The following is a 14,451-nucleotide window of genomic DNA, read 5'->3' as shown; positions in this document are numbered from 1 at the left end:
GTTAAATCGTCCCGAATACCAGTAAAAGCAAGCAAGCAAACACTGGAACAGCCGCTGTCAGGCTATCAATGCGATCCAGTATACCGCCATGCCCTGGAATCAGGTGTCCGCTGTCCTTAATCCCTGCTTCACGCTTGAACATACTTTCGGTTAAATCACCGAGCACCGAGGCAAGCGCAGCAAAAATCGAGCACACCAGCAGTATTGACGGTGCCACTTCCAGATTCGCCCAGACGCCGTAGCCCCAGGAGATAATTGCTGCCGTAAACAAGCCGCCGATGAAGCCTTGCCAGGTTTTGCCCGGAGAAACCTTCGGCGCCAGTTTATGTTTGCCAAATAGTTTACCAAACATATAGGCCCCGGAGTCAGCCCCCCAGACGAGAATCATCACATAAAGCAGCCAGATCGCACCGCTGTAGTGGTTTTCGTCGTAGTGCCAGGCGCGCAGCGCGACCATCCCCCAGAAGAAGGGAATAATGGTGAGCAAGCCAAAAATCAGTCGCAGCACTTTTGAATTACGCCATAGCGCCGCAGAGCCAGGATAAAACAGCACCAGCAGTAGCGCTGCAACCCACCAGGCCAGAGATATCCACAAGGAGCCGGCAACCAGCGGTTGATGGATATCATGGTGATATTCAGGCAACGTAAAGAGCATTATGGCGAGAATGAAGCCACAGAGTACCGCAAGCCATACTCGCTGACTGCGCGAAGTAAAGCCGCTAAACTGTCCCCATTCCCACGCGGCGAGCATGCACACCACCAGCGTAACAATAGCGAATCCCACTGGGGGCAGTAAAAACAGCGCCGCAATGACAATGGGTATTAATACAAAAGCGGAAATCAGGCGATACTTCAGCAAAAGCTACCCCCATCAGGCTTTGTCGCCACCAGGCTCGGTGCCGCCGAAACGACGCTCTCGATTGGCAAAGGCATGCAGCGCACCTTCAAAGTCTTGTTCATCAAAATCGGGCCAAAGAACATCTGTAAAGTAAAGTTCGGCATAGGCAATTTGCCATATCAAAAAGTTACTTATGCGATGTTCTCCCCCTGTCCTAATTACCAAATCCACAGGCGCCTGTTCATTCATGCAGATTTGCTTGCTCAGCGCCTCTTCATCAATTTGGTCGGGTCTCAACAGCCCTTCCTGAACCTGCTCGGCCAGATGCCGAACGCCCTGGATAATATCCCAGCGTCCGCCGTAATTCGCCGCAATATTCAGCGTCAGACCGGTATTATTTTCAGTCAGCGCTTCAGCCTTACGAATTCGTTCCTGCAAACGTGAGTTAAAACGACTGGTATCGCCAATGATACGCAGGCGGACATTGTGGCGGTGCAGGCTTTTTACTTCGCTGTCTAGCGCCCACACAAACAATTCCATCAACGCGGTCACTTCCTGCTGCGGTCGATTCCAGTTTTCACTGCTAAAAGCATAGAGCGTTAACGCATCAATGCCGTTATTGGCGGCAAAAGAAACGGCGCGGCGAACCGATTTCGCCCCAGCTTTATGCCCAAAGGCTCGGATCTTCCCTTGTCTTTTCGCCCAGCGGCCATTGCCATCCATAATGATTGCTACATGACGGCAGCCATGAGCTGGCAAGTTTTCGCTTATTGGTTGATTCGCAGACAACATAACGCGTTTTTTGTCCCTGAAAAGGATTTAACGGTACTCAGGAATACTGAAGCCTATACATAAAAAAGCCGTGTCAAACCACGGCTTACCTGACCACTTAAAGTCAAATACCTGCGATCAGGTGGCGCAGACTATATCACTGAAGCCCAACGCTAACAAATAGCACGACGACTAGTGCTTGCTTTATCACCAGCTTGCGAGACGTGTCACCTGGTGGCGCGCAATATCACGTGCAGCTGCATCCACCGCCAGCACCTCTTCCACGCTTTGTGGTTCGCGCAAATCCATCTTCTCCAGTACCGATAAATTTAACGACGCGATATCGGTAAAACGGATCTGCTGATTCAGAAATGCTTCAACAGTAATTTCATTGGCTGCGTTCAGTGCCGTCGTCGCCGCCTGCCCCTGGTCAAAGGCATTCATCGCAAGCTTCAGACAAGGATAGCGGTCATAGTCTGGTTCACTGAATGTCAGGGAACTTAGCTTGCAGAAATCAAGCGGCTTCACGCCGGATTTCACCCGATTCGGCCACGCCATGGAATGCGCGATAGGCGTACGCATATCCGGCTCGCCCAACTGGGCCAGCACGCTGCCATCCTGATAACGTACCATCGAGTGAATCACCGATTGCGGGTGAATCAGTACTTCCATCTGTTTCGCTGACGCATTAAACAGCCAGCGCGCTTCAATGTATTCCAGACCTTTGTTCATCATGGTGGCAGAGTCAACGGAGATTTTACGCCCCATCGACCAGTTCGGATGGCGGCACGCCTGATCCGGCGTCATTGCACGCAGTTCAGACAGTGGCGTTTCACGGAACGGGCCACCAGACCCGGTAAGCAGAATAGATACCACGCCATTCTGCTCAAGGTCAGCGTACCCCAGGTTCTGTTGAAAAGGTTGCGGTAAACTCTGAAAAATCGCGTTGTGCTCGCTGTCGACGGGCAAAAGACGCGCGCCGCGCTGCTTCACCGCGTCCATAAACAGGCGTCCGCAGGTGACCAGCGACTCTTTATTGGCCAGCAAAACGTCTTTACCGGCATCAATCGCGGCAAGCGTCGGCAGCAGTCCGGCCGCGCCGACAATCGCCGCCATGACCTGATCAACATCACCCAGCGCAGCCATCTCGCAGGCGGCCTGTTGGCCGCTCAGGACCTCGGTACGACCGCCCTTCTCCTGCAGCAGCGCCTTTACCTGGCGGGCACTCTCTTCATCATCCATCACCGCATAACGGGGCGTAAACTCCAGACACTGCTCGACCATTCGCTGCACATTCTTACCGGCCACCAGTGCTGTCACGGTGTAAAGTTCAGGATTATGGCGAACAACGTCGAGTGTGCTGCAACCAATAGATCCGGTTGAGCCGAGGAGAGTTAAATGCTTCATGAGATGCCCGAAAAAAGTTAGACCAGATAAAAGCAAAACGCCGCCAGCAAGACCCGAAGTCCCTCTGAACGGCGTTTATCAGTGTACGACAGAAATCAGAACTGCATCAGTTCCGCTTCTTTATCTGCCAGCGCCGCATCAATTTTCTTGATGGCAGCGTCAGTCATTTTCTGAATGTCGTCCTGGGAACGACGATCGTCATCTTCACTGATCTCTTTTTCTTTCAGCAGCGCTTTAACTTTATCGTTCGCGTCACGACGCACGTTACGGACGGAAACACGACCCTGCTCAGCTTCACCACGCACCACTTTGATCAGGTCTTTACGACGCTCTTCGGTCAGCGGAGGCAGCGGAACGCGGATGTCAGCGCCTGCAGAGCTTGGGTTCAGACCGAGGTCAGACGCCATGATCGCTTTCTCAACCGCCGGGCCCATAGAACGATCGAATACGTTGATTTTCAGCGTACGGGTATCTTCTACGGTAACGCTCGCCAGCTGGCGCAGCGGGGTTGGCGTACCGTAGTACTCTACGATGATGCCATCCAGCAGGCTTGGGGAAGCACGGCCAGTACGGATTTTGCTGATTTGGGTTTTGAACGCTTCTACGCATTTTTCCATGCGTACTTCAGCATCTTTTCTGATGTCGTTAATCACGTTACGAATCCTTGAAAACTTGTCTCAGGCAGACTATCCGCCAGCACAGCGCTACAGGTGTGCTAAGTATAGTCGCGTTTAATTCATGACAACGCCAAAGGCGCGTCCGGGTAAGATACCACTACAAAATAAAGCGGAATCTTACCTGTATTTATCGTCAACGGAAATTATTCCGTGATCAAAGTGCCTTCTTTTTCACCCATGACCACGCGACGCAGTGCGCCAGGTTTGTTCATGTTGAAGACACGGATCGGCAGTTTGTGGTCGCGTGCCAGCGTGAAGGCGGCAAGATCCATCACTTTCAGCTCTTTTTCCAGGACTTCGCTGTAGCTCAGCTGATCGTACATGGTGGCAGAAGGATCTTTTGCCGGGTCGGCAGTAAACACGCCATCGACTTTGGTCGCTTTCAGTACCACATCGGCTTCAATCTCGATACCGCGCAGGCAGGCAGCGGAATCGGTCGTAAAGAACGGGTTACCCGTACCGGCGGAGAGGATCACCACGCGGTTGTTGCGCAGCAGGCTGATGGCTTCTGCCCAGCTGTAATTATCGCACACGCCATTCAGTGGAATCGCGGACATCAGGCGGGCATTCACATAGGCACGATGCAGTGCATCACGCATTGCCAGACCATTCATGACGGTTGCCAGCATACCCATGTGGTCGCCTACAACGCGGTTCATCCCCGCTTTCGCCAGACCAGCACCACGGAAGAGGTTGCCACCGCCAATGACCACGCCAACCTGGATACCCAGTTCGACCAGTTCTTTGATTTCCTGTGCCATGCGATCAAGGATGCTTGCATCAATACCGAAGCCTTCCGATCCCTGCAGTGCTTCGCCACTCAGCTTAAGCAGAATGCGTTTGTACACGGGTTTTGCATTGGTAGCCATGTTTCTTTCCTGAGACTGTCAACGATTAAGATGGGGGTTAATTCTGGCGACATAGTATGTCGCATATCAGCACAGCGATACGGGATCCTGTCTGATTTTCGTCTGACGGGTGACAAAAAGAAGCCGCCCTCAGGCGGCTCCTTTTCAATCATTAAGACTGCTTGGACATTGCAGCAACTTCTGCTGCGAAGTCAGTCTCAACTTTCTCGATGCCTTCGCCCACTTCGAAGCGGATGAAGCCAGTCACGTCAGCGTTGTGCTCTTTCAGCAGCTGAGCAACAGACTTGCTTGGATCCATAACGAATGGCTGGCCAGTCAGAGAAACTTCGCCGGTGAATTTCTTCATGCGGCCTTCAACCATTTTCTCTGCGATTTCTTTTGGTTTACCAGACTGCATCGCGATGTCCAGCTGAACCTGGTACTCTTTTTCTACCACTTCAGCAGACACGTCTTCTGGCTTAACGAATTCTGGTTTGCTTGCAGCGATGTGCATAGCCAGCTGTTTAACCAGCTCTTCGTCAGCGCCTTTAGCCGCAACCAGAACACCGATACGTGCACCGTGCTGGTAAGAGCCCAGAACGTCGCCTTCCAGAGAAGCAACGCGACGGATGTTGATGTTCTCACCGATTTTAGCAACCAGCGCAACACGCTCTTCTTCGAACTGTGCTTTCAGAACTTCAACGTCAGTGATTTTGCCTGCAACAGCAGCGTCCAGAACTTTGTTAGCAAATGCCTGGAAACCACCATCTTTAGCCACGAAGTCAGTCTGGCAGTTAACTTCCAGAATGATACCGTAGTTGCCGTCGATCTTAGTGATGATCACGCCGTCAGCAGCAACGTTGCCTGCTTTTTTAGCTGCTTTGATCGCACCGGATTTACGCATGTTTTCGATTGCCAGCTCGATGTCGCCGTTCGCTTCAGTCAGCGCTTTTTTGCAATCCATCATGCCTGCGCCAGTACGCTCGCGCAGCTCTTTTACCAGGGATGCGGTAATTTCAGCCATTCTTAAATCCTCGGGAGATGTGAACTGCCCGGCCGGGGGCCAAACAGTGTAAATTGAAAAAAGGGGCCGGTAATGGGCCCCTATTCATACACGGTACTAATAAGGGGTAAAACCTTATTATTCAGCTTCTACGAAGCTTTCTTCCGCCTGAGAAGCCAGATCCTGGGAACGGCCTTCACGAACGGTAGCAGCAACAGCGCTCAGGTACAGGCTAACAGCACGGATTGCGTCGTCGTTACCCGGGATAACGAAGTCAACACCGTCCGGATCGGAGTTGGTATCAACGATAGCGAATACCGGGATACCCAGGTTGTTAGCTTCTTTGATTGCGATGTGCTCGTGGTCTGCATCGATTACGAACAGCGCGTCTGGCAGGCCGCCCATATCTTTGATACCGCCCAGGCTGTTTTCCAGCTTGTCCAGTTCACGAGTGCGCATCAGCGCTTCTTTCTTAGTCAGCTTGTCGAAAGTACCGTCCTGAGACTGGGTTTCCAGATCTTTCAGGCGTTTGATGGACTGACGAACAGTTTTCCAGTTAGTCAGCATGCCGCCCAACCAGCGATGGTTCACGAAGAACTGGTCGCAGCTGTTAGCAGCATCTTTCACAGCTTCGCTTGCAGCGCGCTTAGTACCAACGAACAGAATCTTACCTTTACGGGAAGCGATCTTGTTCAGCTCAGCCAGGGCTTCGTTGAACATTGGTACAGTTTTCTCAAGGTTGATGATGTGAACTTTGTTACGAGCGCCGAAGATGAAAGGCTTCATTTTCGGGTTCCAGTAACGGGTCTGGTGACCAAAGTGAACACCAGCCTTGAGCATGTCGCGCATGGAAACAGTTGCCATGTTTAAAACCTCTATATTAAAAGTTGGGGTTATGCCTCCACGTATCCCATATTACCGACCCCAAAGGGCACCCCGGAATATGTGCCGATACGTGTGTGTTGTTACACAAAGTGAGATTTGTCGCTTCCGTCCAGCCTGTGTATCTGAAATGGATCGGAAGTCCGGCGCGCTTTATACCACAAAACGCCGCCATAAACCAACAGTTGTTGGCGGAGTGTGCTGTTAATGATTCTCAATTTGGCACGGGGTGTGCCTGACTGATACCATTGACAACACTTAGACTAGTATTGTCGAAAAAATCGACACCGATGGACAGATTACATGGCTATCTCTATTAAGACCCCTGAAGAAATTGAAAAGATGCGCGTCGCCGGTCGTCTGGCCGCGGAAGTGCTGGAAATGATCGAGCCGTTCGTGAAGCCGGGCGTCAGCACCGGTGAGCTGGACCGCATCTGTAATGACTATATCGTGAACGAGCAGCACGCGGTTTCCGCCTGCCTCGGCTACCACGGTTTCCCGAAATCCGTCTGCATTTCCATTAATGAAGTGGTGTGCCACGGTATCCCGGACGACGAAAAACTGCTGAAAGATGGCGACATCGTCAACATCGACGTCACCGTCATCAAAGATGACTACCACGGTGACACCTCAAAAATGTTCATCGTGGGCAAGCCAACGATTCTTGGCGAGCGTCTGTGTAAAGTGACGCAAGAGAGCCTCTACCTGGCGCTGAAAATGGTGAAACCGGGCATTCGCCTGCGTACCATCGGTGCGGCAATTCAGAAATTTGTCGAGGCAGAAGGTTTCTCCGTGGTGCGTGAATACTGCGGGCACGGCATTGGTCGCGTCTTCCATGAAGAGCCGCAGGTTCTGCATTATGATGCGGATGACGGCGGCGTAGTGCTGCAAAAAGGGATGACCTTTACCATCGAACCGATGGTCAACGCCGGTGATTACCGCATCCGTACCATGAAAGACGGCTGGACGGTGAAAACCAAAGACAGAAGCTTGTCTGCACAGTACGAGCATACTATTGTGGTAACAGACAACGGCTGCGAAATTATGACGTTGCGCAAGGATGACACCATCCCGGCGATACTGACGCACGATGAATGATAAAAAAGCCGGCAAATGCCGGCTTTTTTAATGGCTATAGTTTTTTCTTATGGGTGGCGCACGATGAGTAATCTTTTACCCGAACAGTATGCTAACACAGCACTTCCCACCCTCCCCGACCAGCCCGACAACCCGGGCGTCTGGCCGCAGCACGAGCTGAACTGCGCCGGCATTAAAGCCCATATGGATGTCTTCCAGCGCTGGCTGGGCAGCGCGTTTGATGCCGGTATCTCCGCCGAGCAACTGATCGAAGCGCGTACCGAATTTATCGATCAGCTGCTGCAGCGTCTGTGGATCGATTACGGATTTGGGCAAATCAGTGATGTGGCGCTGGTTGCCGTCGGGGGCTATGGCCGCGGAGAGCTGCACCCGCTTTCCGATATCGATCTCCTGATCTTAAGCCGTAAAAAGCTGCCGGACGAACAGGCGCAAAAGATTGGCGAACTGCTGACCCTGCTCTGGGACGTCAAACTGGAAGTCGGCCACAGCGTGCGCACCCTGGAAGAGTGTCTGCTGGAAGGGTTATCGGACCTGACCGTGGCCACTAACCTGATTGAAACCCGTCTGCTGATTGGCGACGTCGCGCTGTTCCTGGAGCTGCAAAAACACATCTTCAGCGACGGTTTCTGGCCGTCAGAAAAATTCTTCGCGGCGAAGGTCGAGGAGCAAAACCAGCGCCACCAGCGCTACCACGGCACCAGCTATAACCTTGAGCCAGATATTAAAAGCAGCCCTGGCGGCCTGCGCGACATCCACACCTTACAGTGGGTCGCCCGGCGCCACTTTGGCGCCACCTCGCTGGATGAAATGGTGGGCTTTGGCTTCTTAACCGAGGCCGAACGTAACGAGCTCAACGAGTGCCTGCACCTGCTGTGGCGCATTCGCTTTGCCCTGCATCTGGAAGTCACCCGTTACGATAACCGTCTGCTTTTTGACCGCCAGCTCAGCGTTGCCCAGCGCCTCAACTACAGCGGTGAAGGAAACGAGCCGGTTGAGCATATGATGAAGGATTTCTTCCGCGTCACCCGCCGCGTCACCGAGCTCAACCAGATGCTGCTGCAGCTGTTCGACGAGGCCATCCTGGCGCTGACGGCGGACGAAAAACCGCGCCCGATTGATGACGAATTCCAGCTGCGCGGCACGCTTATCGATCTGCGCGACGAAACGCTGTTTATTCGCGAGCCGGAAGCGATCCTGCGGATGTTCTACACCATGGTTCGCAACAGCACCATCACCGGGATCTACTCCACCACCCTGCGTCATCTGCGCCATGCGCGCCGTCATTTGACGGAGCCGCTGTGCTATATCCCGGAAGCCCGATCGCTGTTCCTGAGCATGCTTCGCCACCCGGGCGCCGTCAGCCGCGGTCTGCTGCCGATGCACCGCCACAGCGTGCTGTGGGCCTATATGCCGCAGTGGTCGTACATTGTCGGGCAGATGCAGTTCGATCTGTTCCACGCCTACACGGTGGATGAACACACCATCCGCGTTATGCTCAAGCTGGAGAGCTTTGCGAAAGAAGAGACGCGCTCCCGTCACCCGCTGTGCGTGGAATTATGGCCGCGCCTTACTCATCCGGAGCTGATCCTGATTGCCGCCCTCTTCCACGACATCGCCAAAGGTCGTGGCGGTGACCATTCGGTCCTGGGCGCGCAGGATGTGCTGAAATTTGCCGAGCTGCACGGCCTGAACTCACGCGAAACACAGCTGGTTGCCTGGCTGGTACGCCATCACCTGCTGATGTCGGTCACCGCCCAGCGTCGTGATATTCAGGATCCAGAGGTCATCAAGCAGTTTGCGGAGGAGGTTCAGACAGAAAACCGTCTGCGCTATCTGGTCTGCCTGACGGTGGCCGATATCTGCGCCACCAACGAAACGCTGTGGAACAGCTGGAAGCAGAGTCTGCTGCGCGAGCTCTACTTTGCGACGGAAAAACAGCTGCGTCGCGGGATGCAAAATACCCCGGACATGCGCGAGCGTGTGCGCCACCATCAGCTGCAGGCCCTGGCGCTGCTGCGCATGGACAACATTGATGAAGAGGCGTTACACCAGATTTGGGCCCGCTGTCGGGCTAACTACTTTGTCCGCCATAGCCCAAACCAGCTTGCGTGGCATGCGCGGCACCTGCTCCGGCATGACTTGTCACAGCCGATGATCCTGCTTAGCCCACAGGCCACGCGCGGTGGGACGGAGATTTTCATCTGGAGCCCGGACCGTCCCTATCTCTTTGCTGCGGTGTGCGCCGAGCTGGACAGGCGTAATCTGAGCGTTCACGATGCGCAGATTTTCACGACCCGCGACGGCATGGCGATGGATACCTTTATTGTACTGGAGCCGGACGGCAGCCCGCTGTCGTCTGACAGACATGAAGGAATACGCTTTGGTCTGGAACAGGCGATCACCCAGCGCAGCTGGCAGCCGCCGCAGCCGCGTCGCCAGCCGGCGAAGCTGCGCCACTTTACCGTCGATACCGAGGTCAATTTCCTGCCGACCCACACCGACCGTAAATCGTTCCTGGAGCTGATCGCGCTCGACCAGCCAGGGCTACTTGCCCGCGTCGGCCAGGTTTTTGCCGATCTGGGAATTTCGCTTCATGGGGCAAGAATTACAACCATTGGCGAGCGAGTAGAAGATTTATTTATAATCGCCACAGCGGACCGGCGTGCCCTTAATAATGACCTGCAACTTGAAGTGCAACAACGGTTGACAGCAGCCCTCAATCCAAACGATAAAGGGTGACGTGTTTTTTAGTGAAATGGAAAGAGTAAACCATGCAGCAGTTACAGAACGTTATTGAGTCCGCCTTTGAGCGTCGCGCCGAGATTACCCCGGCAAATGTGGATACCGTGACCCGTGAAGCGGTAAACCAGGTGATTTCCCTGCTGGATTCCGGCGCCCTGCGCGTGGCAGAAAAAATCGACGGTCAGTGGGTCACTCATCAATGGCTGAAAAAAGCCGTGCTGCTCTCTTTCCGTATCAACGATAACCAGGTTATCGACGGAGCTGAAAGCCGCTACTTCGATAAAGTACCGATGAAATTCGCTGACTACGACGAAGCGCGTTTCCAGAAAGAAGGCTTCCGCGTGGTACCGCCAGCGGCGGTCCGTCAGGGGGCATTCATCGCACGCAACACCGTGCTGATGCCATCCTACGTGAACATCGGTGCCTACGTTGACGAAGGTACGATGGTAGACACCTGGGCGACGGTCGGTTCCTGCGCGCAGATCGGTAAAAACGTTCACCTGTCCGGCGGCGTGGGCATTGGTGGTGTTCTGGAGCCACTGCAGGCTAACCCGACCATCATCGAAGACAACTGCTTCATCGGCGCGCGTTCTGAAGTAGTAGAAGGCGTGATCGTTGAAGAAGGCTCCGTGATCTCCATGGGCGTTTACATCGGTCAGAGCACCCGTATTTACGACCGCGAAACCGGCGAAGTGCATTACGGCCGCGTTCCGGCAGGCTCTGTGGTGGTCTCCGGCAACCTGCCGTCAAAAGATGGTAAATACAGCCTGTACTGTGCGGTTATCGTGAAGAAAGTGGATGCGAAAACCCGCGGTAAAGTCGGCATCAATGAGTTGCTGCGTACCATCGATTAATCGGGTATAACAAAAAGCGGGGGCAACCCCGCTTTTTTTGTATCTGAGGGTGGCGAAAGTAGATTTTTTCGTTAATTATTCAAAGGTTATGTTGAGATCAAGGGTACCGCTATGTACGATAATCTGAAAAGTCTGGGCATTACCAATCCTGATGAAATTGATCGTTACAGCCTCCGTCAGGAAGCCAATAACGATATTTTGAAAATCTATTTTCACAAGGATAAAGGCGAGTTTTTCGCCAAAAGCGTGAAGTTTAAATATCCACGCCAGCGTAAGACCGTCGTTGCTGACGGCGTAGGACAGGGTTACAAAGAAGTACAGGAAATCAGCCCTAACCTGCGCTATGTGATCGATGAACTCGATCAGATCTGCCAGCGCGACCGTACTGAAGTTGATCTCAAGCGTAAGATCCTTGACGATCTGCGTCATCTGGAAAGCGTTGTCACCAACAAGATCAGCGAGATTGAAGCGGATCTTGAGAAATTAACTCGGAAATAAAAGCAAAACGGCAATCTTGATTGCCGTTTTTAATGTTTGCGCCCTCTCCCTGTGGGAGAGGGATGGGGTGAGGGCATCAGACTGCACTCCCTCATCGCTGTTCATCCAGCTGCAACGCCACATACAGCAGCAACCTGTCGTCGAAATTCCCCAGATCTAACCCCGTCAGTTCCGAAATCCGGTTGAGCCGATACTCCAGGGTATTGCGGTGAATAAACAGCGCCTTCGACGTTGCCAGCGGCTGCACGTTATGACGGAACCACGCCTGTAACGTCCGGCGCAACAGACCGTTATTGTCCATCGCTTTCAGGCGTGCCAACGGGCGCGCCAGCTCGTTGGCCTGCCAGCCGCCGCGCAGGCTGTCGAGCAACACCGGCAACATCAGATCCTGATAGAAGTAACTACGGCTTTCCGGCATCCTCTGTTTGCCCACCATCATGGTGGTGCGTGCAGTCCGCCACGAGCGGGCGATACTGCCCGGCCCGGTAAAGTAATTTCCCAGTGCAACGCGAAAACGCAGGTGACCATTCTCCTGCATACGCGCAATCAGCTGCTCCACACGACGGCGATGATCTTCCGCATCCCAGCGACCAAACTGATTAAGCGCCGGTTTGAGCACCACCATTTCCGTCAGAGAAACAATCGCCACCAGATTATTGCGTTCCGGCGTCGCCAGCGCATTTTGCAGCTGCTGCAGCTCCGCCATCGCGCTATCCACGCCAAGCTGGCCGCTATCCACCTCAATCACCGCCACCACGCGCGGCTGGTTCAGATCGATCCCCAGACGCTGCGCCCACTCACTGAGTGCAGGCGTATGCTCTTCCGCCTGAATAAGATTCATCACCAGCTCTTCGCGCAGGCGGCTGTCCTGCGCCAGCAGGTGCATCAGGCGCGACTGCTCCAGCATCATTTCAGCCGTCATACAGACCAGCTCGCCATATTTTCGCAGAGACTCCGGTTCCCCGGTCAGGCCAATAACGCCAACAATTTCCCCTTCCAGGCGCAGCGGTAAATTAATACCCTGACGAACACCGTGAAGATGTTTTGCTACCGCATCGTCGATATCCACAACCCGCCCCTGGGAAAGCACCAGCAGCGCACCTTCGTGCAATTCCCCAATCCGTTCACGATCGCCGCTACCTATAATGCGCCCGCGGGCATCCATTACGTTGATATTGGTATCGATGATGCGCATGGTGCGCGCCACAATATCCTGCGCCATTTTGGTATCAAGATGCCAGCCAGCCATGTAACCCTCCTGTGAGCAGAGCTCAAGCATAGGGGAGTTCCATTAGGGTCGCATTGTGCAGATGCACAAAGCCGGGGAGAGAAGTATGGACTTGTGGAAAGGGTCACAGAAACGAGAAAGCCCCTGCGTACAGGGGCTTAAGAGGATTACTGCATCAGCAGGTAAATAGAGGTGTCACCACGCTGGATATTGAGCGCCAGCACGGAAGGCTTGCTGTCGAGAATTTTGCGCAGTTCCGCGATGTTTTTCACCGGCTGCTGGTTAGCGCCCATGATCACATCGCCTTTCTTCAGGCCGATACGGGCTGCCGGTGAATTCGCTTTTACGTTATTCACTACCACGCCTTTATCTGCCCCTTTGTTGCTCATCTCGGCACCTTCAATCCCGCTGAAGATGGTGCTGGAATCAACCTGATTCTGGCTGCTCTGCTGCAGTTCCAGGCTGACGTTAACCGCCTTGCCGTCGCGCAACAGGCCGAGGGTGACTTTACTGCCAATCGGCATGGAACCCACTTCCGCACGCAGGGCGGCAAAGCTGCTGATCGGTTTACCGTTCAGGGAGGTGATCACATCCCCCGCTTTAATGCCCGCTTTTGCGGCAGAGGAGTTCGGCATCACCTGGCTGACGAATGCCCCGCGCTGGGCGTCAACCTTCATCGCCTTCGCCAGTTCGGAGTTCAACTCCGTACCGAGGATACCCAGCTCACCGCGTTTCACCTGGCCATACTGCACCATCTGCGCGGTCAGGTTTTTCACCATGTTACTTGGGATCGCAAAGCCGATACCGATGTTGCCGCCGTCCGGGGCCAGGATCGCGGTGTTGATACCGATCAGTTCACCGTTCAGGTTGACCAGCGCGCCGCCGGAGTTACCGCGGTTGATCGCCGCATCCGTCTGGATGAAGTTTTCATAGTTTTCGGCATTCAGGCCACTGCGCCCCAGGGCAGAGACGATACCGGAGGTCACCGTTTCGCCCAGACCGAACGGGTTACCGATCGCGACGGTATAGTCACCCACGCGCAGTGCGTCGGAGTCGGCAATCTTAATCGCCGTCAGGTTTTTCGGATCCTGAATCTGGATCAGCGCGATATCAGAGCGCGGATCTTTACCGACCACTTTAGCGTCGAATTTACGGCCATCGCTGAGCTGAACTTTAATGCTGTTAGCGTTATCAACAACGTGGTTGTTGGTCACGACGTAGCCTTTCGCTGCATCAATAATGACCCCCGAGCCAAGCGCCATGAATTTCTGTTGCTGGCCGCCGCCCTGGCTGTCATCCCCTGCGCCACCGCCCTGACAGAACGGAGAGCTCTGGAAAGGTGAACCGTCCTGGCAGAACGGCGAGTTGTCGCCGAAGAACTGCTGGAAGTTACGCGGCATGCGCGGCGTATTGACGGTCGTGCTACCCTCAACGTTAATACTCACCACCGATGGCATCACTTTTTCGAGCATCGGTGCCAGGCTTGGCATCTGCTGCGCGGTTGCTGCCGACGACGCGGTCTCGGCTGCAGTAGCAGTCAGAGGAGACAGCGCTAAACCTAAACTCAGAGCCAGTGCACTCATTGCTAATGTGGTTTTTTTCATG

13 protein-coding genes are annotated in these 14,451 nt (G+C 54.1%); 4 read left to right on the top strand and 9 right to left on the bottom strand.

Features of this window, described 5'->3' with window-relative positions; translation table 11 throughout:
• Position 1: 1 nt before the first annotated feature.
• From cdsA to rpsB, 7 genes are all read right to left on the bottom strand, one after another.
• Positions 2–859, bottom strand: a complete 858-nt coding sequence (gene cdsA, locus EKN83_RS06305) for a phosphatidate cytidylyltransferase (RefSeq protein ID WP_025756818.1) — start codon at positions 857–859, stop codon at positions 2–4.
• A gap of 12 nt (positions 860–871) precedes the next feature.
• Positions 872–1,630: a (2E,6E)-farnesyl-diphosphate-specific ditrans,polycis-undecaprenyl-diphosphate synthase gene (ispU, locus tag EKN83_RS06300; RefSeq protein WP_025756817.1), complete on the bottom strand. Its 759-nt coding sequence runs from the start codon at positions 1,628–1,630 to the stop codon at positions 872–874.
• A gap of 186 nt (positions 1,631–1,816) precedes the next feature.
• A complete protein-coding gene (ispC, locus tag EKN83_RS06295) occupies positions 1,817–3,016 on the bottom strand; it encodes a 1-deoxy-D-xylulose-5-phosphate reductoisomerase (RefSeq protein WP_025756816.1) in 1,200 nt (399 codons plus the stop codon).
• A gap of 95 nt (positions 3,017–3,111) precedes the next feature.
• Entirely contained in the window at positions 3,112–3,669 is a 558-nt protein-coding gene (gene frr, locus EKN83_RS06290; protein ID WP_008501909.1) for a ribosome recycling factor, read from the bottom strand.
• Between the two features lie 167 nt (positions 3,670–3,836).
• Positions 3,837–4,562 (bottom strand): UMP kinase, encoded by a 726-nt coding sequence (gene pyrH, locus EKN83_RS06285; RefSeq protein ID WP_003856194.1) that lies wholly within the window; start codon positions 4,560–4,562, stop codon positions 3,837–3,839.
• 151 nt (positions 4,563–4,713) lie between these two features.
• Positions 4,714–5,565 (bottom strand): translation elongation factor Ts, encoded by an 852-nt coding sequence (tsf, locus tag EKN83_RS06280; RefSeq protein WP_008501911.1) that lies wholly within the window; start codon positions 5,563–5,565, stop codon positions 4,714–4,716.
• Positions 5,566–5,682: 117 nt separating this feature from the next.
• Positions 5,683–6,408, bottom strand: coding sequence for a 30S ribosomal protein S2 (gene rpsB / locus EKN83_RS06275; protein WP_013095653.1), 726 nt, complete (start codon positions 6,406–6,408; stop codon positions 5,683–5,685).
• 321 nt (positions 6,409–6,729) lie between these two features.
• Here rpsB and map point away from each other — a divergent pair, with 321 nt between their 5' ends.
• The 4 genes from map (at position 6,730) to EKN83_RS06255 (ending at position 11,618) form a co-directional block, all read left to right on the top strand.
• Positions 6,730–7,524: a type I methionyl aminopeptidase gene (map, locus tag EKN83_RS06270; RefSeq protein ID WP_013095652.1), complete on the top strand. Its 795-nt coding sequence runs from the start codon at positions 6,730–6,732 to the stop codon at positions 7,522–7,524.
• 63 nt (positions 7,525–7,587) lie between these two features.
• Positions 7,588–10,263, top strand: a complete 2,676-nt coding sequence (gene glnD, locus EKN83_RS06265) for a bifunctional uridylyltransferase/uridylyl-removing protein GlnD (protein ID WP_126800519.1) — start codon at positions 7,588–7,590, stop codon at positions 10,261–10,263.
• Positions 10,264–10,295: 32 nt separating this feature from the next.
• The gene (gene dapD / locus EKN83_RS06260) at positions 10,296–11,120 is read left to right on the top strand and encodes a 2,3,4,5-tetrahydropyridine-2,6-dicarboxylate N-succinyltransferase (protein WP_008501915.1); all 825 of its coding nucleotides are present in this window, start codon (positions 10,296–10,298) and stop codon (positions 11,118–11,120) included.
• 111 nt (positions 11,121–11,231) lie between these two features.
• Positions 11,232–11,618 (top strand): DUF3461 family protein, encoded by a 387-nt coding sequence (locus EKN83_RS06255; protein ID WP_014168696.1) that lies wholly within the window; start codon positions 11,232–11,234, stop codon positions 11,616–11,618.
• 91 nt (positions 11,619–11,709) lie between these two features.
• On the opposite strand, the gene cdaR is transcribed toward EKN83_RS06255, so the two are convergent.
• Positions 11,710–12,867 (bottom strand): DNA-binding transcriptional regulator CdaR, encoded by a 1,158-nt coding sequence (gene cdaR, locus EKN83_RS06250; RefSeq protein WP_025756814.1) that lies wholly within the window; start codon positions 12,865–12,867, stop codon positions 11,710–11,712.
• Between the two features lie 146 nt (positions 12,868–13,013).
• Positions 13,014–14,450, bottom strand: coding sequence for a serine endoprotease DegP (degP, locus tag EKN83_RS06245; protein ID WP_025756813.1), 1,437 nt, complete (start codon positions 14,448–14,450; stop codon positions 13,014–13,016).
• Position 14,451: the final 1 nt, after the last annotated feature.

Origin of the sequence: Enterobacter sp. WCHEn090032, from assembly GCF_003986875.1 — a bacterium.
GTDB lineage: Bacteria > Pseudomonadota > Gammaproteobacteria > Enterobacterales > Enterobacteriaceae > Enterobacter > Enterobacter sichuanensis.
The sequence above is the reverse complement of the archived record's forward strand: the minus strand, read 5'-3'. Positions and strand labels throughout refer to the sequence as shown.

Excerpts from the sequence above, each read along its gene's own strand:
- ispU (WP_025756817.1), bottom strand. The coding sequence starts at position 1,630 with ATGTTGTCTGCGAATCAACCAATAAGCGAAAACTTGCCAGCTCATGGC.
- pyrH (WP_003856194.1), bottom strand. The coding sequence starts at position 4,562 with ATGGCTACCAATGCAAAACCCGTGTACAAACGCATTCTGCTTAAGCTG.
- dapD (WP_008501915.1), top strand. The coding sequence starts at position 10,296 with ATGCAGCAGTTACAGAACGTTATTGAGTCCGCCTTTGAGCGTCGCGCC.
- glnD (WP_126800519.1), top strand. The coding sequence starts at position 7,588 with ATGAGTAATCTTTTACCCGAACAGTATGCTAACACAGCACTTCCCACC.
- ispC (WP_025756816.1), bottom strand. The coding sequence starts at position 3,016 with ATGAAGCATTTAACTCTCCTCGGCTCAACCGGATCTATTGGTTGCAGC.
- rpsB (WP_013095653.1), bottom strand. The coding sequence starts at position 6,408 with ATGGCAACTGTTTCCATGCGCGACATGCTCAAGGCTGGTGTTCACTTT.
- degP (WP_025756813.1), bottom strand. The coding sequence starts at position 14,450 with ATGAAAAAAACCACATTAGCAATGAGTGCACTGGCTCTGAGTTTAGGT.
- map (WP_013095652.1), top strand. The coding sequence starts at position 6,730 with ATGGCTATCTCTATTAAGACCCCTGAAGAAATTGAAAAGATGCGCGTC.
- cdaR (WP_025756814.1), bottom strand. The coding sequence starts at position 12,867 with ATGGCTGGCTGGCATCTTGATACCAAAATGGCGCAGGATATTGTGGCG.
- tsf (WP_008501911.1), bottom strand. The coding sequence starts at position 5,565 with ATGGCTGAAATTACCGCATCCCTGGTAAAAGAGCTGCGCGAGCGTACT.
- EKN83_RS06255 (WP_014168696.1), top strand. The coding sequence starts at position 11,232 with ATGTACGATAATCTGAAAAGTCTGGGCATTACCAATCCTGATGAAATT.